Genomic DNA, 19,590 nt, shown 5'->3' with positions numbered 1-19,590 from the left:
TTAACGACCCGATTTTTCCTTTAGTTGTGAATACCATTTTTCTCCATAAAGTCTTATTAAAGAATCTTTGCAGAATTCTGCAATTGTTATGTTTTGTTTTTTCCCGTTTTCCAAAGCCGGTGTACATTCAGAAAATTTTTCGTATCGTAAAATATCCCCACCGAACTTTGCAACTCTTATTGGAAACAAGTGACAGGAAATTGGTTTCCTGAATTTCACTTTTCCATCAAAGTAAGCTTTCTCAATGGAACACTTTGCAATATCACCTTCGTAATAAACAAACACGCAAGCTTTATTATTTATACTTCTAAGCAGAAGTTCATCAAATTTTTTTTCAAAGAATCCGTTTCTTTGAATTTCGCTCCAGTGCTCTTCACTTATATAATCCTTAACAACAGGAAGTACTTCTTTAATTTGCTCAATCTCTTCTTCATTTACCGGTGCACCAAATTCGCTATCGAGTGTACAACAAGCTCCTTTGCATTTTTTCAGGTCACAGGCAAATGGTGTATTCAGCACTTCTTCCCTAACAAGGACTTCATCAATAGCAATTATTTTACCAAAAAACATCTGAATAAATTTTGTGATTTTCGAACAAAATATAAACGAAAAAATTTTGACCTCGCAATATTCAGGTAAAAATTTGCTTAGTATAATTTTTGATTTCCAACAAAACTTATTTTAGATTTTAGTTGAAAAAATCAATCCGATATGAATCTGAAGAATAAAGTTATCCTGATTACCGGTGCTTCTTCCGGAATAGGCGAAGCTGTTGCTAAAAAGTTTGCTGACGAAGGAGCTTTGCTTGCGCTTGCCGCAAGAAGAAAAGATATGATTGATAAAATTGCACAGCAACTTGAATTGAAAACCAGAGTTGCTGCTTATAAATGTGATGTAACAAATCTTGATGAAGTCAGAAATGTTTATCGTCAGATAAAAGTTGATTGCGGAAAAGTAGATATAGCATTCCTTAATTCGGGAGTAAGTTTTCGTTCAGGCATAAAAGAGTTTGATTCAGTAAAAGCCAAACAGACATTCGATACCAATGTGATGGGATTGATAAATTTTATCGAAGTTCTTCTTCCGGATTTTATATCTGAGAAAAACGGAGTAATAGTTGGCGTTTCAAGTCTTGCAGATAGCAGAGGATTTCCTAAAAGCGGATTTTATTGTGCGAGTAAAGCTGCAGCTTCAATTTTTCTTGAAAGTCTAAGAATTGAACTGAAGCCATATAATGTGAAGGTAATTACCGTAAGACCTGGCTTCGTTAAAACTCCTATGACAGATAAAAATGAATTTTTCATGCCTTTTCTGATGGAACCCGAAAAAGCTGCAGATATAATTGTTAAAGAAATAAAAAAAGAAAAGAGTCGAATTCAATTTCCATTGGCAATTTCATTAGCAGTAAGGTTATTAAGAATTATTCCTGATTCTTTATTTGAATATCTTGCTTCGCGGGAACCTATACCAAGAAAATAATTTTTTCATTTAAAATTTTAATGACGAAAAAACTTTACATCATTTTATCTCTTTTACTTATTCAGAAAATTTTTTCTCAGGCAGACACTTCTATAATTTTCTCTGAGATAATGTTTTATCCGGCAAGCGGTAACAATGAATTTGTTGAACTTTATAATACAAGCACAACTCAATCTGTTGATCTTTTGAACTGGAAAATCAAATACTACACTTCTACTAATGATGTAATTATTGACGCCGGATTTGGAACTATTCTGCCTCCGCAATCTTTCGCAATAATCTTTGAGAATGATTACGATATTGTTAATGGAATTTACTCCGGCTTAGTGCCGGCAAATGCGTTGATATTAAAAATATCTGATGGTTCATATGGTTCTTCAGGAATGGCGAATACAACAAGCCGACCTTTGTGGTTAATTAATTCATTTAACGATACAGTTGATTATTACTTTTATTCCGCTGATAACTTGCAAACCTTCTCTGATGAAAAAATTTTAATGAACAGAGATTCTTCGCAAACTAATTGGTCAAACTCGCTTTACTCAAACGGGACGCCGGGATTTACAAATTCAGTAACACCATTAAATTATGATTTGCAAATATCTTCTCTGATATTCAATCCTCCGCAGCCAATTTTGGGTGAAGATGTAACAATTATAACAACAGTAAGAAATAAAGGAATCCTGACTGCTACTAGTTTTCTCGTTGAGATTTTTAACGATGTTAATTTTGATTCAACAGGTCAGGCAAATGAAATAATTTATTCGCAATCTTTTACAAATCTCTCAAGCGGAGATTCGCTAATTGTTTCGACTACACTGACAAATTTGTTGATTGGTTCTTATCAGATAATTGCCAAAGTAACTTTTAATGAAGATGAAAATCCTCAGAATAATCAATTGATAAAATCGTTAATAGTATATCCTCCGGGAAATGTTTTTAATGATTTGGTAATTAATGAGATTATGTATGCGCCGTTGAGTGGTCAGCCGGAGTGGGTAGAGTTACTGAACAAATCAGCAAATCCTGTGAATCTGAAGAAGTGGAAATTTTCTGATGCAACATCAAGTGTTATAATCATTAATCAGGATTTCATTTTGCAACCGGATTCATTCGTTGTGCTCACAGCAGATTCTTCCATACTAAATTATTTTCCTGTAGCTTCTCAGATAATTAAAATATCTATGCCGGCACTAAACAATACCGGTGATGCTGTCGTAATTAAAGATTCTATGAATGTTTTGATTGATTCAGTTTCATACTTGCCATCGTGGGGAGGAAATTCTGATGGTAAATCTCTTGAAAGAATATCTAAAGATAATCCAGGTAATGATCCACAAAACTGGAAGACTTCACAAAGCATATTCAGAGCAACTCCGGGCAAGATAAACTCAGTTACACCTAAGGATTATGACTTAACAATAACTGAATTCAAATCAATAAATAATTATGGAATAGTTGGTGAGCAGATTTCTTTTAGTTCAAAAATAAAAAATATCGGATTAAATAATTCTGCTCAGTTTGATTTGTTGCTTTATCACGATGTAAATCTTGATTCTATTCCTCAAACTAATGAGTTGTTGTCACAACAAAGCTTTATTACTCTTAATGTTGCTGACAGTCTTGAAACTGTTTTTAGCACGGAAAGTTTCGACGAAGGTGAAAATAATTTTATTCTGAAAATTCAGACCTCAATTGATGATGATACAACAAACAATATTGCTTTTAATAAAATTGTTGGCGTAGTAGTTAATGAAGTTCGAAACGATATTGTAATAAATGAAATAATGTTCGCACCAACTTCACCTGAACCAGAATGGATTGAAATTTATAACCGGTCAAACAAAACAATTAATCTTAAAGGCTACAGAATAGCTGATGCTGCTGATACAGTTAATGTAATCTTGAGTTCATTATTATTAAACCCGAGTGAGTTTTTAGTTATTGCTCAAGATTCAACCATAAACTCTTTTTACAATGTTCAGTCAGGAGTTTATGTGAGTTCAATCCCAACACTCAATAATACTGATGATAAGTTAATTCTGCTTGATTCTCTCAATCGTGTAATTGATTCTTTGCAGTATTTTTCTTCGTGGGGAGGAACAAATGGTAAATCGCTTGAAAGAGTGAATGTTAATTTATCTTCAACTGATTCGTTAAATTGGAAAACATCTGTAAGTCGTTACAAAGCTACTCCCGGCACTTTCAATTCTGTTACGAAGAAAGATTACGATTTACTTGCAAGCGATATTGTGTTCACTCCAAAATTTCCATTGAATGGCGATAATGTTGGTGTTGCTGCTGTAATTAAAAACATCGGAAATTTGCCGGCATCTTTTTCATTAAGACTTTTTGAAGATACCAATCTTGATTCTCTGCCTGATATTCTTGTCGAAACTTCTTCACAATTTCAATTAGCAAATGATGATTCAGTAGTTATAAACTTTTCATACCTGATTCAGAATTTAATCAGTAAAAAAGCATTTTACTTTATTGCTGATTTTCAGAATGATCAGGATACTTCAAATAATTATTTTTATAAAAATATTGAACCTGGATTTCCACCACAGACAATTGTGGTTAATGAAATAATGTTTGCCCCATTTGGTGGTGAACCTGAATGGATTGAACTTTACAATAATTCTTCCGAACAGATTAATCTTAATGGCTGGAAAATTTCTGATGTGATAACTACTCCTGCTGTTGCAGAAATAAAATCAGATTTAATTATTGCTCCTGAAGGATATGTTGTGCTGACGAAAGATACAACCATCTTTAATTATCACAGATTCATTCCTTCACAGGTATTAAAGTTAAATTTGCCAAGTCTGAACAATGATATTGATGGAGTAATTATTAAAGACAATCGTGGTATGACAATCGACTCAGTTTACTACTCAAATCAGTGGGGAGGAACAAACGGATATTCGCTCGAAAGGATTTCAGCAGTTGCTAGTTCCAATCAATCATCTAACTGGCAGAGCAGCAAAGATATTGAGCAAAGTACTCCCGGAAGAATTAATAGTGTTACACCAAAAGAATTTGATCTTCTTGTTTCAGAAATTATTTTCACGCCGCGATTTCCGGTATTGAATGATAATGTTTCTGTATCTGCAAAAATCAAAAATTCCGGATTAAATAGTACCAGCACTTTCGAAGTTAAATTTTTCATTGATACGGATTCTAACAATGTCGTTGACCAAATGCTTTCATCAATATCAGGAACAAATCTTTCTTCGGGTGATTCTACTATTGTAACTTCATCAGTACAAATTCAGAATCTTCAGAGAAAAACTTTACTCGCAGCTTCAGTCTATTTCGTTAGTGATTCAGATACGCTGAATAATTATCTTGAAAAATTTATTGAACCGGGCTTTGCATCGGAAATAATCAAAATAAATGAAGTGATGTACAATACTTCTTCTGATAGACCCGAATGGATTGAGCTTGTTAATGCTTCCTCAGATTCTGTAAATCTTAAAGACTGGAGTATCAGCGATTTGTTAACATCTCCTACAAAAGCAATAATCAGTTCGCAGGATGTTTATGTATTACCTAACGAATATTTTGTCATTTCAAGAGATACTTCTTTTCTTAGATTTTATCCTGATGTTCAATGCAAAATATTTTATTCGAACTTTGGTACGCTTGGTAACACCTCCGATGGAGTTGTTTTGTATGATTTCAGGAATGGAATTATTGATAGTTTATTCTATCGTTCATCCTGGGGAAGTAAAACTAATGTCTCTCTGGAACGAATAAATTTAAATGAATCCACAAATGACAGCACAAACTGGACATTATCGCTTTCTCAAAAGGGAAGTACACCGGGCGAAGCAAATTCTATTTTTAACTTGCCATCTTATCAAAGGAATTCTGTTGTCATCAATGAAATTATGTTTGATCCTGATATTGATAACAGCGAGTATATTGAATTTTATAATATCAGCAATGATTCCGTAAATATTGGTGGCTGGACAATCTCTGATGAAAATGGAAATTCATTTAAGTTGTTTTCATCAAGCTTTTCACTTCCACCCAAAGCATATTTCCTTTTGATAGCCGATTCAATTATGCTTGATAAATTTAATCTGAGTAATTATGACTTTAAAAATATTATTGGGACATCCTCACTTGGTTTAGTTAATACAGGCGAATTAATTCTTCTCAGAGATGTTAAAGGAAATGTTATTGATTCGGTCTTTTATTCCAGCAAATGGCACAACAGAAATTTTGTTACAACAAAAAACAAATCAATTGAAAGAATTAATCCGAATTTAGGAAGTAATGACCCTTTCAATTGGAGCACTTGTGTAAATTCTGTTGGCGGAACTCCAGGTTATGTTAACAGCATCTTCGCGGAAAATAAAAATATTCAATCAAACATTTCTGTTTCACCAAATCCATTTTCACCCGACAATGATGGTTTTGAAGATTTTGCAATCATCAATTACAGCCTCTCACAATCAGTTTCACAGATTAAGCTGAAAATTTTTGATAGCAAAGGAAGATTGGTTAGAACTGTGTACAGTAATCAGCCAAGTGGTTCAAACGGCTCAGTAATTTTTGATGGATTGGATGATGATGGCAATGCTCTTCGAATCGGAATTTACATTATCCTGCTTGAAGCACTCAATGATAATAGTGGAACAGTTGAAACTCTTAAAACCACTGTAGTAGTTGCAAGAAAGTTAAATTAGTATTTGTTGTCACTAATTCCCCGATTCAATAACTATTCTTTATCAGGATTTAAGTTTTTTTCCGGAATAATTTCGTATTAAAAGAATCATCACTATTACTAATCAACGAAAGGGTGCTTTATGAAAAAATTCTTTCTTATAATGTGTATTGTATTTTTAATTTCAGAAGTTGGGAGTATTACTGCTTTACCACGCTTTGCAGTAAAACTGAAAGATCGTTGCATTGATTGTCATTTTAATCCTTCTGGTGGAACAATCAGAAATGAAAATGGCTGGCACTGGGGAAAAAACACTTTGAGCATGATTTCAACTCCGGATAAAGATTTTATAATGTCCCCAAGAATTTCGGATAATATTCATATTGGCTTGGACTTCCGTTCGCAATATTTATACTCTCAGGAAAAAAAGCGAACTGACTTTCAGAATATGAGCGGTTCAATCTACACTAACTTCGGACTATCTAAGGAAATTAATGTAACTGCAAAATATGATTTCGTAAATCGTATTTGGGAAGGCTACGGAGTTGCGCACATTTTTCCGAATAAAAGTTATATAAAAGTAGGAGCTTTTGTTCCGAATTTTGGAATAAGAACTGATGATCATACAGCTTACACACGAGGTGGTGATTTCGGTTTGTTATTTTCTCAAGGCGTTTATAGAGGTTTGATATACAATCCATTTTATAATGAAGCCGGAGTTGAACTTGGAATTTTTGCAGATAAATTTCTGTATGCATCTGCAAGTGTGGGGACAAATAATATTTCTCCATCAAGACCTTTATCCAAAGATCCCACTTTCACTTCGAGAATAGAACTAACTCCTAATGTTGGCTCACTTGGATTATTATTCGGAGGTTCATTTGCTTCTGCTAAAGTACCGGATAAAGTAAATATGTACGGCGGCTTCACTGGTTTTGGTTATGATGAATTTTCTTTATTGGCAGAATTTGATATAGCTGAAAATCTTATTAGTACTGATACTAAAACTTCTGTTATGATGATCGAAGCAGCTTACGGAATATTAACCGGACTTGATGCAATTGTTCGCTACGACAGAATAGATCCGAATATTGACTTAAGCAAAGATGAAGTTTCAAGAGTAGTGATTGGTTTCGAATTTCAACCATACAGTTTTATTGAGATAAGACCTCAGTACCGTTTACAAATTGAAAATCCCTCGGTTGATAATGATTCGTTTGTGTTGCAGTTCCATTTCTGGTATTAAGAAAAACAAAATTCTGCTCATTGAGTATCAAGCATGTTTACTTTTGCAGGGAACGAACTCCTGTTCGTTCCCACGTGATTTTTTCCGTTTCAGACTTAGTCCGATTCTTTCAATTAAATAGTTTAACTAAAAGTTACTCCTTTTGCCTTATACCTTATTTCCTTTTTCCCGTATACCTTCTCCTTTATTCCCACCTAAATCTTACTCCTCAGCCAAAACCTCAAATCTAACTATCTCATATCCTTTGTAGGTTTCGTATGCAGCAAATATTACTCCCGTTAAAACTGATAACATTCCCAAAGAAAATAAAATGGTAATTACGGATGTTAATCTGTTAATACTGAATATTTCTTCTGCTCCTATTGACAGTGATGTTAGAACAAATAAAGCAACTGCTACTGTGTACGACAACACAGCATTCCGTACCAGCTTTACTCTGAAGACGAGTGCATCAAGTTGTTTTGATATGCTTGCGAGACGAACATTTTCGTGGTAATTGAAATTCTTATCATCAAGCTTATGAACAATTTTTCTTCTTTCGTCATTTAATAGCCTGATTCTGTTTACAACCAAAGAATATTTATTGTTCATTCCAAGTAATAAAAGCCCGCAGGCAGATATCATTAATCCAGGTGCGAGCATCAGTTGAATGATTTCTACAATAGAAGGAATTTGATTCATTTTTTATTTTGAATAGATATAATTGTGAAGAACTTCCACAGTGGTTTTACATTGATTTAAATCTATTTCCAGTAAATCTCTTACTGATAAAACACCAACAAGCTTTTCATTGTCAATTACGAGTATATGTCGGGTTTTTGCTTCCTTCATTTTGGCCATTGCCTGTTCTGTTGTTTCATCAATTTTTGCAATCACAAGGTTAGTGGACATCACATCATCAACCAGAGTTGAATTAAGGTCTTTATCTTTAGCAATCACTCTCTTCACCAAATCTCTTTCGGAAAATACTCCAACAAGCTTACCGTCTTTAAGAACAGGAACGAGTCCAACGCCTTTCTCAGCCATGTAATTTACTGCAGCTTTAATTGAAGTCCCGGATTCCACTGTGTAAATATCACGACCTTTGATAATGTCTTTGATAGTTTCCATACATACCTCCTCTTTTTTGATTTCAATATAAGATTTTTACTTAGAAGTGTAAAGAGGTTGATTTATTCTTTTTTACTAAACTTCGGTTCGACGAATGAAATCCATAATAACTTTATCTTTTGAATTTAGAAGTTCATCCGGTTTACCCACAAAATAAATAATTCCATCGTTCATCATTGCAACTTTTTTAGCTACATTTTTTACACTGTACATATCATGTGTAACAACAACCGAAGTTACTTTGAGCTTTTCTGAAAGTTCTTTGATAAGCTGATCAATTGAGTCTGACATTATCGGGTCAAGTCCGGTTGTTGGTTCATCGTACAAAATGTAAGAAGGATTGGTTACCAGTGCTCGCGCAAGTCCGACTCTTTTTTTCATTCCACCTGAAAGTTCTGCTGGTTTAAGATTTAATACACCGCTTAGTCCAACAAGTTCAAGTTTCTCCTCAACAATTTTGCGGACCTCTTTCAGTGTGTAATTATTGTAAGATTCAATTAAGGGAAGAGCAACATTTTCCTCAACAGTCATTGAATCAAACAATGCAGCACCTTGAAATAAAAATCCGAATTTTCTTCTCAACTCATATAATTCTTTTATGCTCAACTCATTTACAATTTTATTTTCCACTTTAACATAACCTTCATCAGGTATAAGTAAACCAACAATATGTTTTATCAACACACTTTTGCCACAACCGCTTCTTCCGATAATTACAATAGTTTCTCCGGGTTCGATTGTTAGATTAACGCCGCGAAGAACTTCTTTTCTTCCGAAATTTTTATGAAGATTGATTATCTCTATCATCAGTTAATATTTTGTTTTGCGGTTCAAAATTATAAACAATAAAGTTCAGTTGAAATTAAGACAAGCAAATAAAAAAGCCGATTCATTTCTGAACCGGCTTTTAATGTGGAGAGAGCAATCACTATTTGTTTACTATTATCTGGGCACCCAATTCCTGAGCTCCGGTTCCACCAAGCAATCCTTTTGCAAATACAGTATAGATTTTTCCTGCCTGAAGAGTAATGTTTGGAAGTTCTAATACTACTGTTTGATTTGTTGCAGCGTCTCTTACCTGAAGATTATAAGTACCTGCATCAAGAGGCGTAAAATTAACAGAGCCCTTGAATGCAACATCTCCAAATACAATTGTACCGTCAGTTAAAGTAATATTAACTGAGGGAGCATTTGGCGATAAATGAATAAACCTTACATGTGCTTTTCCGCTTACAGGAGTAGTCAAATCGTCTTCCAGCACTAATGGTTCGATTGCACTCACCTGATTTACTGCAAATACTGAATAATTTTTATTTGCAGTTAAATTAAGATCTGCTTGAATAACAGTTGTAGTTGTACCGGTTACATTAACCTTTACATTTCTTGTTCCTGCGTCAACTGACAAATAGCCAGTGTTATTGGGGAAAGTCAGATTAGTTCCGACAACGGTATTATCAACTAATAAATCAACTCCCGGTGCATCAGGCGAAGCATGAACGACGAGCACATTAGCTTTCTCTGCAGGTGTTGGAGCTGTTGTGTTTTCGTCGTCGCTGCAGCTTGCCAGCGAAATAGTAGTTGCGAAAGTTAAAAGTACAAATAACATCTTCTTGATTAACATTTTTTCTCCTTTTATGATTATTTAATGTTTTAAATCTGTTTCGCGCGCTACTTACAAAACTTATTTGATTAACTGATAGTTCCTCTTTGTGAGGTCATAAATTTCCCCCTTTAAATTTTGTTGTGAGTATTTTTGGATAGTATTAATTAATCATTATTCCCGGAGAGCATTATGAAAAATTTATTATTATTACTTATTCTTTTAACTGCCACAGGATTCTCACAAATTAATTTTCCGTCTTATTATCATCAGAATGATATGTCTCTTGCTCCTGCATCTGCATTGAAATTTGGACTGTATGGCTGGGATAATCCGGCTTTACTTTCAACTTTACATCAACCCGACTTTTTATTCACCTGGAATGACAGAATAGGTGATTGGAATGATTTTAATAATTGGGGAATCTTTGCTGCATTGCCAAATTTTGGTTTTGCTATGTACAACCAATCACTCAACAAATATCATGTAACTGATTTCAAATTATCAGCTGCTTTCGGAAACAATTCATTCAGTGCAGGTATTGGATACGGTTGGTCAACAGGAAATGTAACATACTTCAATCGCGCTGATGTTTTTTCTTTGGGATTATTATTGCGACCAAATAAATATTTTTCAATTGGTTTGTTAGGTAACCTTCCAACCAATGGCGAAAGAGAAGGAGTAATTGACTTTGCAATCAGACCTTTCGGAAATCAGCTTATTGCCTTTTTCGGTGATTATGTTCTTTCGCGTGATATGGAACCAGAGGAAACTAATTACAGCTTTGGTGCAGCAGCAGAACCAATTGATGGTTTCAGATTGGTAGGAAGGTATTTTGAAGATAAAAAAATTAATGTCGGAATCGAACTCAGTTTTGGTAACTTCGGAATAACAACAGTTTCGCATCTTGATAAAGATGGTAAACAATTTTATAACACACACGGGATTCGTATTGGTGCTTATGACAGAAATATTTTCACAAAGTTTTCATCCGATAATAAAGTCGTTGAACTGAACTTAAATGGTGGATTGAAATATCAGACATACAGATTGTTGGATAATTCAAATTCATTGATTGATTTAATTGATAAAATTGAAACTGCAAAAAATGATAAATCAGTTTCTGCAATTGCAATAAATTTATCCGGTGCAATTATAAACAGAGAGATGTTATGGGAAGTAAGAGAAAAGCTGAAGCAGTTCAGGTTGGCAGGCAAACGAGTTTACATTTATATTGACAGAGCTGCGATGGATGAATATCATTTTGCATCCGTGGCTGATAAAATAATTCTCGATCCAATGGGCTCAATTGCTCTTAATGGTTATTTAATAGGAAGAACTTTTCTTAAAGGAAGTTTGGATAAGATTGGAATTGGATTTCACGAATTAAGATATTTTAAGTATAAGTCAGCAGCAGAAACATATTCGCGGGAAAATTTCAGTGAAGCAGACAGAGAGCAAAGACAACGACTTGTTGATGAATATTATGATGTTGCAAGAAAGGATATTTGTGAAGGAAGAAGTTTCACTCTTTCACAGTTTGATAAACTTGTTGATAGTTTGATAGCTTACCTTCCTGATGAAGCAGTGAAATTAAATCTTGTAGATACTTTGGGAAGATGGAGTGATATGACAAAAATTATTGAATCTTATGAAGGCAAATCAAGATCATTGATAAATCCTGCCTCTCTTGAAAAGTATAATCTTCCAACAGATAATTATTGGAGCGAAAAGCCCAAAATTGCGGTTATCTATGCAATAGGCGGCACATCAATGGATGATGGAATTAAAGCCAGAAGTCTTGTGGGTCAGGTTGAATCAGCTTTTTCTGATAACAATGTAAAAGCAATTGTGCTTCGTGTTGATTCACCAGGTGGTGATGCGCTTGCTGCTGATTTAATTGCAGAAGTTTTGAGAAAGAATAAAGGTAAAAAACCAATTATTGTTACGCAGGGATTTGTTGCTGCTTCAGGTGGTTATTGGCTTTCTATGTATGCAGATACGATTGTTGCTGCTCCAACAACAATAACAGGTTCTATTGGTGTTATAGGTTCATTTTTCTACAACAAAAATCTCAAGCAAGATTTAGGATTGTCAACTGACTTTGTGAAGCGCGGCAAGTTCGCTGACCTTGGGTTTGGGTTTACGCTTCCGATAATTCCGGTTTCTTTGCCAGACAGAGATTTTACAGAAGAAGAATCTCAGATTGTTGAAACTCGGATAAAAACTCTTTACAAAGATTTTGTAAGCCGGGTAGCAACCGGCAGAAAAAAGTCATATGAAGAAATAGAAAATATTGCGCAGGGAAGAGTCTGGAGCGGAAGAGACGGATTAAAAAATGGATTAGTTGATATTATAGGTGGACTGAACGAAGCGATTGAAATGGCAAGATTAAAAGCAGGTTTAACAAAAAACGAATTTGAGTTAAAAGAATATCCACAAAGACCATTTATAAACATCAATCAGTTTTTACCGGATTTATTTCCGATTAAAATAGAAGATAGTTCACCATTGATTGAAGATTTGAAACTTCGATTTAAATATAATGGAGAGCCGATGTTAATGTTGCCTCTTGATGATATGGATTTAATAACTAATTGGGTTTATTAAAATTATTTTTTTCAGTCAATAAAAAAGCGAGCAAGATGCTCGCTTTTATTTTTATACTTTACACTTTGAAGTTCAAAAATTACTTGAGTAAAATTGTCTTTTTAGTTGTTATAAATTTCTGAGCTTGAATTGTTTGATCAAATACTTTCATCTTAAAATAAAATAATTCTAATCCTGCTTATCTTGAAATAATTAATCTAAAGTTTGAATGGAACTTTATTCGATAAGTCAGATTTACTCCTTAGTTAAATATGCTTCGAAGTATAAATCTTTTTTCAAAACATAACCTATGAATTCAATGGGAATCAAGAAAACCAATTCAATCCAAAACGCTTTTGCATTTTTCAGGTTACGCAGAATACTTTCAATATATTTTGCCCACATATTAAATCAGTAATAATCGACCAATAATCCTTTTTAGATGATTTATATTTTTACACACTTATCTGCTTAGTAAATAATCTGCAATTTTGCCTAAGTCTTTAACATCTTTGTTTCCATAAGCAGGCATAATCATGTTTGGGTACTTTTCTTTGTATTCCTGAAATCTTTTCTGGCTCATATAGGAATTTGGATTTCTTAAATAGTTGATAAGATTATCACGACTCCAGAATTGATTTAAATTTACAAGAGCTGGTCCCATTGCAGTACCTTCTAAATTTGCGCCGTGACAATTAAGACAACCAAAATTATTCATTAATTGAGCACCTGAAAGATTTTCATTGCTTTCCTGTTGCATCATTGATGAACCCATTTGAGAAAAATCTTTTTCAGGTTCTTCTTTCTTTGTTGCTTTTTGAATTAAGAAAAGAGCAATAAATAAAAATAAAAATGCTGCTACCCAAATCTGAGGTTTTGTCATACTAGTCCCTGTAATTAGTGTTTGAATTATTCAATTTGAAATGATGCTGTTACTACTCCTACGATTTCCTTTTCAATGGAACTTAAATCATTAATTCCATAATCTGAAACCGCATTTGAAAATTTTGGTGTGATTTGAAGAACTCCCATTCTTGCGCTTCTCATCGGACCCAAATCGCGATCTGTTGCATCAGCAATTTTTTTAGCTCTAACCATTGCATCTTTTGCTGCTTCAGCCTGAATTTCAATCTTTAAGTCAGCAATTTTTGTGTAATGATATTCAGGTGGTTCAACTCTGAAATCAATTCCTTTTTCAATCAGTGATGCAATGTCCAATGATAAATCTTTAATTTTATAAACATCATCAGATTTTAATTCTATTCTCTGATTATAAACATATCCGATTATTTTACTTGTTTGATAACCGTTAGGTCCAATTTCATAAACAGGATAACTATTAATTGTTGAAAACTCTATTTTATCTTTCGGAAAACCTTTTTGTTCAAGATAAGAAATTATAATTGGTTTCTGACGATTCAGTTCACTGTATGCTGATGAAGCTGATAGTGATTGAACGAAAACTGTTCCGCGGAGAATTCCTAAATCAGATACAATCTCTTTCTTAGCTGAGCCAGTTACAGTAATAGTTTGATTGGATTTTTGATTTGATTTCCAGGCAGCAGTAAAAATTATTACACCGATTATAAAACTTATACCAAGTATCCCGAAATCAATAGAAACTTTATTCTTGTTTTCCATAGTTTTAATGAATTATTCGTTTAATATTTGTGTAGAAACATATCAAAAAAGGTAAATTTTAACAACATAAATCAAACTAGTCAGGACAAATTTATGAACAGAAAAGCAAATAAACTTATAAATGAAAAAAGTCCTTATCTGCTCCAGCATGCGTACAATCCGGTTGAATGGTATCCCTGGTGTGAAGAAGCTTTTGAAAAAGCAAAGCGCGAAGATAAACCGATTTTTTTATCCATTGGTTATTCAACCTGTCATTGGTGTCATGTGATGGAAAAAGAATCCTTTGAAGATGAAGAAGTAGCCAAACTAATGAATGATACTTTTGTTTCAATCAAAATTGATCGTGAAGAAAGGCCAGATATTGATGGAGTTTATATGTCTGTTTGCCAGATGATTACCGGTGGAGGGGGCTGGCCATTAACAATTGTTATGACGCCGGATAAAAAACCATTCTTTACAGGAACGTATTTCCCAAAGTACAATCGTTTCGGACGCATTGGAATGATTGAGCTGATTACAAAGTTAAAAGATATTTGGAATAACAGAAGAGAAGAAGTTCTTAACTCCGCAGAAGAAATTACAAAATCAATTAATCAGATAGCGGATAAAAAATCAGAAGAAGAAATTGATGAAAATATTTTTGATAAAGCTTTTAGTGAATATTCAAGAAGATTTGATAAAGACTTTGGCGGATTTGGCAACGCACCAAAATTTCCCACACCCCATAATTTACTTTTCTTGTTAAGATATTATCGAAGAACAAAAAACTTATCTGCACTTGAAATGGTAGAAAAAACTTTGACTCAGATGCGAAAAGGAGGAATCTATGATCATATCGGATTTGGTTTTGCAAGATACTCAACTGATAAATATTGGCTGGTTCCTCACTTTGAAAAAATGTTGTATGATAATGCTTTGCTGCTTATGGCATTTGCCGAAGCTTATCAAATTACCGCTAATAAGTTTTATAAAACAACTTCCGAAGAGATTATTGAATATGTCTTACGGGATATGACACATCCCGAAGGAGGATTTTATTCGGCTGAAGATGCTGATAGCGAAGGTGAAGAAGGGAAGTTTTATTTGTGGACAGAAACTGAATTAAGACAATTGCTTTCAAAAGATGAAGCTGATTTTATTATTAAAGTTTTTAACATCGAACCAAACGGAAATTGGTACGATGAAGCAAGGGGAGTGAGAACAGGGAATAACATTCTGCATTTAAAAAAATCTTATAAAGAACTCGCCGATGATTTATCAATAAGTGAAAATGATTTTATAAAAAATCTAAGTTCAATAAGAAAAAAAATGTTTGAGTGGAGAGAGAAAAGAATTCATCCACATAAAGATGATAAAATTCTAACTGATTGGAATTCATTAATGATTTCAGCTTTGGTTAAATCTTCAATCATTCTTGATAAAAAATATTTTCTTGATACTGCAATAAGAGCTGATAGATTTATAAAAAAATATCTCTATAAAGACGAAAAACTTCTTCATAGATTCAGAGATGGCGAATCAGCGATTGATGGTAATCTTGATGATTATTCTTTTTTCATTCAGGCGCAACTTGATTTGTTCGAAGCAACCTCCGAAACAGAATATCTCCAAACAGCAATCACACTGAATGAAATTTTATCTAAAAAGTTCTGGGATAAAAATCACGGAGGATATTTTTTCACTTCTGAAGATGCCGAGCAATTGATAGTAAGACAAAAAGAAATTTACGATGGAGCAATTCCATCAGGTAACTCAATTCAATTAATGAATCTTGTCAGGTTATATAAAATAACCGGAGATAATCTTTATTTTGATTTGGCACAAAAGCATATTAAAACATTTGCTTCCGATGTAAACAGAATGCCTTCAGTATTTGCGCAATTTCTTTGCGGCCTGGATTTTCTTTTGGGTCCATCTGTTGAAATTGTTATAACAGCAAAAGACAGAAACCTCTCAGATGAAATTGTAAAGAAGATTTCGCGGTTATATTTCCCATCAAAAGTTATTATCAATATGAATGAATTGAACAGACAGAAACTTCCGGAATTAGTACCTTATCTTAAGGATTATAAGATTGATGAGAAACCAACAATTTATCTTTGCAGAGATTTCGTTTGTGAAAAGCCAACCAATAATGTTGATGAAGTCATCCAAAGAATTGCTGAGCTATAATCAATTAGAAATCTATTTATAAATGATTTAATTTTGCATAAGATAAAATCAAAATACAGGATGGCAAATTGATACCAGATAATAAATTTGTTCGCTCATTACTTCAGAATGCCCAGCGTGGAAACTTTACAGCGCTGGAGCAGCTTTTCAGAATGAACATCGGCAAGGTTTACGCAATCGTTCTGAGAATGACGGCGAATAAATCATTTGCTTCAAAAATTACTGTTGATACTTTTATAGAAGCCTGGAAAAAATTAAAATTAATTCGCGAAGACTCACCTTTTACAGGATGGTTAATTGCAATTGCAGTTTATAAAACTCTGGATGTTTTCAGAAATAATAAAGAGGAGTTTGCGAAGAAACCCGATTTAGCTGAGATTGAATCAAAAGATTCATTTGAGAATGACATTCTTCGACTACCTCATCTTGAAAGACTGATATTTGTTCTAAATAAGGTTGAGAAATATTCAATTGATGAAATTGCTGATATGATTATTATGAAAAGAGAGGATGTCGAATTTCATTTAAACCTTGCCGTAGAAAAACTTCATGATAAATATCCCTTATATAAATTTGACAATTCATTTCAGGAAAGGATATCAAAGCTACCAATTGAAATTCAACCCGATAAATCAGTCACGGACGAAATATTTAATTTTATCTATGAAGAACGAATGAAGCTTGCTGAAAAGGAAAATGCAGAAAAACCTAAAGCTGAAGAACCAGAACCTCCGAAGAAAGAAAAAAAGAAAAAGGAACCAAAGGAGCCGAAAGAATCAAAGAAAAAAGTTCAAATACCTGAAGTAACTATTGATGTTAATACCAGCAATGTTAAGAAGTACATTTTCACCGGTCTTGGAGTTATAGTTATTGCAGCACTGGTGTTCTTCTGGTTAAATCGTGCAAAAGGATGGAATATATCTGCTTCGGGAGGAAGCGTTTTGATTAATAATGTTGCAGTGAACAACGAAGAAGAATTGAATCTAAACTCTACTCTTAGAACTGATGAAAATTCAACTGCAAGAATTAATATTCCTTTGGCTGGTGTTATTGAAGTTGAACCAAATACAGAAATTTCCAGAACAAGAAAAGATTTTGAACTAAAGGTTATCAAAGGCAAAATCATAAAAAAAGCTGAGGCACAGGAAAATAAACTATTAATTCAAACTGATTTTGCTGATTTTAACGAAGAGCTTTCGAGTGATTTTGAATTAACTGTAGATGAAGAGTGGAATAAATTATTTGTTTATAAAGGTAATGTAAAAGTTGTTGTTAAAGGTTTTGAATCAGTTGTTCCTGAAAATTTTGCCTGTGATATTAGAAGAGGGAAATTTGCAGTTCCATATAATCCTAATTCTGATAATCAGATAGTTAATCTGATAAGAGAGTACAGTGGTCCTGCTGATCCAAATATGGTTGTGATTGTTGGTCTTGCAACAAAATCAGATGCATTATCTCTTTGGCACATACTTCAGTTATCAAGCGAAGAAAATCGTCCGATTGTATTTAAGAAGCTTAACGAGCTTGTGCCTCCGCCTGATTCAATAACCGGCGAGGGAATACAAAAGCTAAACCGTGAGATGCTTGATCAATGGTTGATTAAAATACTTTCGGAAATCTGATTTTACTTTCTCGGTTTAACATAATAGTGAGCGCTTTGACCAAAGAAAACTTCAGCCGCATCCATAATAGTTTCAGACAAAGTGGGATGTGGATGAATTGTAAGTTTAAGATCAGTTACATTTGCACCCATTTCAATTGCAAGAACACCTTCTGAAATCAACTCACCCGCATTTGGTCCGCAAATTCCGATACCAAGTAATCTTTGAGTTTCCGGGTCAACGATTAGTTTGGTAACTCCATCAGTCCTATCCAATGTAATAGCTCTTCCACTTGCAGCCCATGGAAATTTCGCCACTTCGTATTTTATTCCTTGTTTCTTTGCTTCTTCTTCTGTTAAACCGGCCCAGGCAACTTCCGGGTCAGTGAAAACAACAGCAGGAATTGCCATTGGTTCAAATGCAACTTTATGTCCGGCTATTGCTTCAACTGCAACTCGTCCTTCGTGGCTTGCTTTGTGAGCAAGCATTGGTTCTCCGGCAATATCTCCAATAGCATATATATTTGGGTCAGTGGTTTGCATCTGCTTATTAACTTTTATCCATCCTCTTTCAGTCAAAGTAACTTTTGTATTTTCCAAACCAAGTCCGCGTGTTTCGGGTTTTCTTCCTATTGACATTAAAACATAGTCATAATTTTTTTCAACTACATTTCCTTTTTCATCCTGAATTTTAACACTGATTGCATTGTCAATTTCCTTCATTTCAAGAACTTTGCTACTTGTCATCACTTCCGCAAAAGTTTCTTTAACTCTTTTAACAAGAAAGTTTACTAAATCTCTGTCTGCTCCGGGTAAAATATTTGGCAACATTTCAACAACAGATACCTGTGTTCCAAGTGCCTGATAAACTGAACCGAGTTCAAGTCCGATATATCCTCCACCAACTACCAGAAGTGATTTGGGAATTTCCGGTAAATCAAGGGCTGAGGTTGAATTGAGTAATCTTTTTGATTGAATATTTAGTGAAGGAATGGTTGCAATAACAGAACCAGTTGCAACAATTGCTTTGTCAAAAGAATGTTCAACAGTTTTTCCATCAACAGTTTCAATTTTTAATTTGTTGGAGTTAATAAAACTTGCTCTTCCCTGAATGAAATTTACTTTTCTTTGCTTTGCAATCTGTCCAAGTCCACCGGTTAATTTACTTACCACATTGTTTTTGAAATTTCTGAGTTTGTCTATATCAATTTTTGGTTTTCCGAATTCAACTCCCCAGTTTTTTGCCTGTTCGGCTTCGTGAATAAGTTTAGCTACATGAAGTAAAGCTTTTGATGGGATGCATCCGCGATATAGACAAACGCCGCCAGGATTTTTTTCAAGGTCAATAAGCGTTACATTCATTCCCAGATCGGCAGCAAAGAAAGCCGCAACATAACCACCGGGTCCACCGCCAATTACAGTTAGATTTATTTTTTCAGACATATAATTCCTTATTTATAGTACGCAGATTAATT

General features: G+C 33.9%; 14 protein-coding genes. 6 read left to right on the top strand and 8 right to left on the bottom strand.

The genetic code is table 11. The features are described 5' to 3' along the window. Complete coding sequence (locus tag Q0X14_RS09275) at positions 1-570, bottom strand: DUF3109 family protein (RefSeq protein WP_297837404.1); 570 nt, start codon at positions 568-570, stop codon at positions 1-3. Positions 571-711: 141 nt separating this feature from the next. Between Q0X14_RS09275 and Q0X14_RS09270 the strand changes: the two genes are divergently transcribed. From Q0X14_RS09270 to Q0X14_RS09260, 3 genes are all read left to right on the top strand, one after another. Beyond that, positions 712-1,479, top strand: coding sequence for an SDR family NAD(P)-dependent oxidoreductase (locus Q0X14_RS09270; protein ID WP_297837402.1), 768 nt, complete (start codon positions 712-714; stop codon positions 1,477-1,479). 20 nt (positions 1,480-1,499) lie between these two features. Continuing rightward, the gene (locus Q0X14_RS09265) at positions 1,500-6,179 is read left to right on the top strand and encodes a lamin tail domain-containing protein (protein WP_297837400.1); all 4,680 of its coding nucleotides are present in this window, start codon (positions 1,500-1,502) and stop codon (positions 6,177-6,179) included. Positions 6,180-6,299: 120 nt separating this feature from the next. Next, entirely contained in the window at positions 6,300-7,403 is a 1,104-nt protein-coding gene (locus Q0X14_RS09260; RefSeq protein WP_297837398.1) for a hypothetical protein, read from the top strand. A 201-nt stretch (positions 7,404-7,604) separates the two neighbouring features. Here Q0X14_RS09260 and Q0X14_RS09255 read toward each other — a convergent pair whose 3' ends face one another. From Q0X14_RS09255 to Q0X14_RS09240, 4 genes are all read right to left on the bottom strand, one after another. Beyond that, positions 7,605-8,084: a DUF2721 domain-containing protein gene (locus Q0X14_RS09255; RefSeq protein ID WP_297837396.1), complete on the bottom strand. Its 480-nt coding sequence runs from the start codon at positions 8,082-8,084 to the stop codon at positions 7,605-7,607. A 3-nt stretch (positions 8,085-8,087) separates the two neighbouring features. Then, positions 8,088-8,513: a CBS domain-containing protein gene (locus Q0X14_RS09250; RefSeq protein WP_297837394.1), complete on the bottom strand. Its 426-nt coding sequence runs from the start codon at positions 8,511-8,513 to the stop codon at positions 8,088-8,090. 75 nt (positions 8,514-8,588) lie between these two features. Further along, the gene (locus Q0X14_RS09245) at positions 8,589-9,320 is read right to left on the bottom strand and encodes an ATP-binding cassette domain-containing protein (RefSeq protein WP_297837392.1); all 732 of its coding nucleotides are present in this window, start codon (positions 9,318-9,320) and stop codon (positions 8,589-8,591) included. 121 nt (positions 9,321-9,441) lie between these two features. Then, positions 9,442-10,134: a DUF4397 domain-containing protein gene (locus Q0X14_RS09240; RefSeq protein ID WP_297837390.1), complete on the bottom strand. Its 693-nt coding sequence runs from the start codon at positions 10,132-10,134 to the stop codon at positions 9,442-9,444. Positions 10,135-10,305: 171 nt separating this feature from the next. On the opposite strand from Q0X14_RS09240, the gene sppA reads away from it, so the two are divergent. Then, a complete protein-coding gene (gene sppA / locus Q0X14_RS09235) occupies positions 10,306-12,723 on the top strand; it encodes a signal peptide peptidase SppA (protein ID WP_297837388.1) in 2,418 nt (805 codons plus the stop codon). A 442-nt stretch (positions 12,724-13,165) separates the two neighbouring features. Here the strand turns inward: sppA and Q0X14_RS09230 are convergent, their stop codons facing one another. Together Q0X14_RS09230 and Q0X14_RS09225 are read right to left on the bottom strand one after the other, a co-directional pair. Continuing rightward, positions 13,166-13,585 carry a cytochrome c gene (locus tag Q0X14_RS09230; RefSeq protein WP_297837387.1) on the bottom strand — a complete coding sequence of 140 codons (420 nt, stop codon included), beginning with the start codon at positions 13,583-13,585 and terminating at the stop codon, positions 13,166-13,168. A 26-nt stretch (positions 13,586-13,611) separates the two neighbouring features. Beyond that, on the bottom strand, positions 13,612-14,343 hold the full coding sequence (locus Q0X14_RS09225) for an SIMPL domain-containing protein (RefSeq protein WP_297837386.1): 732 nt from the start codon (positions 14,341-14,343) through the stop codon (positions 13,612-13,614). 93 nt (positions 14,344-14,436) lie between these two features. Between Q0X14_RS09225 and Q0X14_RS09220 the strand changes: the two genes are divergently transcribed. Both Q0X14_RS09220 and Q0X14_RS09215 read left to right on the top strand, forming a co-directional pair. Next, positions 14,437-16,515 (top strand): thioredoxin domain-containing protein, encoded by a 2,079-nt coding sequence (locus Q0X14_RS09220; protein ID WP_297837384.1) that lies wholly within the window; start codon positions 14,437-14,439, stop codon positions 16,513-16,515. Positions 16,516-16,583: 68 nt separating this feature from the next. Beyond that, positions 16,584-18,137 carry an RNA polymerase sigma factor gene (locus Q0X14_RS09215; RefSeq protein ID WP_297837383.1) on the top strand — a complete coding sequence of 518 codons (1,554 nt, stop codon included), beginning with the start codon at positions 16,584-16,586 and terminating at the stop codon, positions 18,135-18,137. Positions 18,138-18,139: 2 nt separating this feature from the next. Here the strand turns inward: Q0X14_RS09215 and lpdA are convergent, their stop codons facing one another. After that, the gene (gene lpdA, locus Q0X14_RS09210) at positions 18,140-19,558 is read right to left on the bottom strand and encodes a dihydrolipoyl dehydrogenase (RefSeq protein WP_297837381.1); all 1,419 of its coding nucleotides are present in this window, start codon (positions 19,556-19,558) and stop codon (positions 18,140-18,142) included. Between the last annotated feature and the right edge of the window lie 32 nt (positions 19,559-19,590).

It is taken from the genome of Ignavibacterium sp. (assembly GCF_025998815.1).
Classification (GTDB): domain Bacteria; phylum Bacteroidota; class Ignavibacteria; order Ignavibacteriales; family Ignavibacteriaceae; genus Ignavibacterium.
The sequence above is the reverse complement of the archived record's forward strand: the minus strand, read 5'-3'. Positions and strand labels throughout refer to the sequence as shown.

Bases quoted from the DNA above. Each gene is read 5' to 3' on its own strand.
- Q0X14_RS09275 (WP_297837404.1), bottom strand. From the start codon at position 570: ATGTTTTTTGGTAAAATAATTGCTATTGATGAAGTCCTTGTTAGGGAA.
- Q0X14_RS09270 (WP_297837402.1), top strand. From the start codon at position 712: ATGAATCTGAAGAATAAAGTTATCCTGATTACCGGTGCTTCTTCCGGA.
- Q0X14_RS09265 (WP_297837400.1), top strand. From the start codon at position 1,500: ATGACGAAAAAACTTTACATCATTTTATCTCTTTTACTTATTCAGAAA.
- Q0X14_RS09260 (WP_297837398.1), top strand. From the start codon at position 6,300: ATGAAAAAATTCTTTCTTATAATGTGTATTGTATTTTTAATTTCAGAA.
- Q0X14_RS09255 (WP_297837396.1), bottom strand. From the start codon at position 8,084: ATGAATCAAATTCCTTCTATTGTAGAAATCATTCAACTGATGCTCGCA.
- Q0X14_RS09250 (WP_297837394.1), bottom strand. From the start codon at position 8,513: ATGGAAACTATCAAAGACATTATCAAAGGTCGTGATATTTACACAGTG.
- Q0X14_RS09245 (WP_297837392.1), bottom strand. From the start codon at position 9,320: ATGATAGAGATAATCAATCTTCATAAAAATTTCGGAAGAAAAGAAGTT.
- Q0X14_RS09240 (WP_297837390.1), bottom strand. From the start codon at position 10,134: ATGTTAATCAAGAAGATGTTATTTGTACTTTTAACTTTCGCAACTACT.
- sppA (WP_297837388.1), top strand. From the start codon at position 10,306: ATGAAAAATTTATTATTATTACTTATTCTTTTAACTGCCACAGGATTC.
- Q0X14_RS09230 (WP_297837387.1), bottom strand. From the start codon at position 13,585: ATGACAAAACCTCAGATTTGGGTAGCAGCATTTTTATTTTTATTTATT.
- Q0X14_RS09225 (WP_297837386.1), bottom strand. From the start codon at position 14,343: ATGGAAAACAAGAATAAAGTTTCTATTGATTTCGGGATACTTGGTATA.
- Q0X14_RS09220 (WP_297837384.1), top strand. From the start codon at position 14,437: ATGAACAGAAAAGCAAATAAACTTATAAATGAAAAAAGTCCTTATCTG.
- lpdA (WP_297837381.1), bottom strand. From the start codon at position 19,558: ATGTCTGAAAAAATAAATCTAACTGTAATTGGCGGTGGACCCGGTGGT.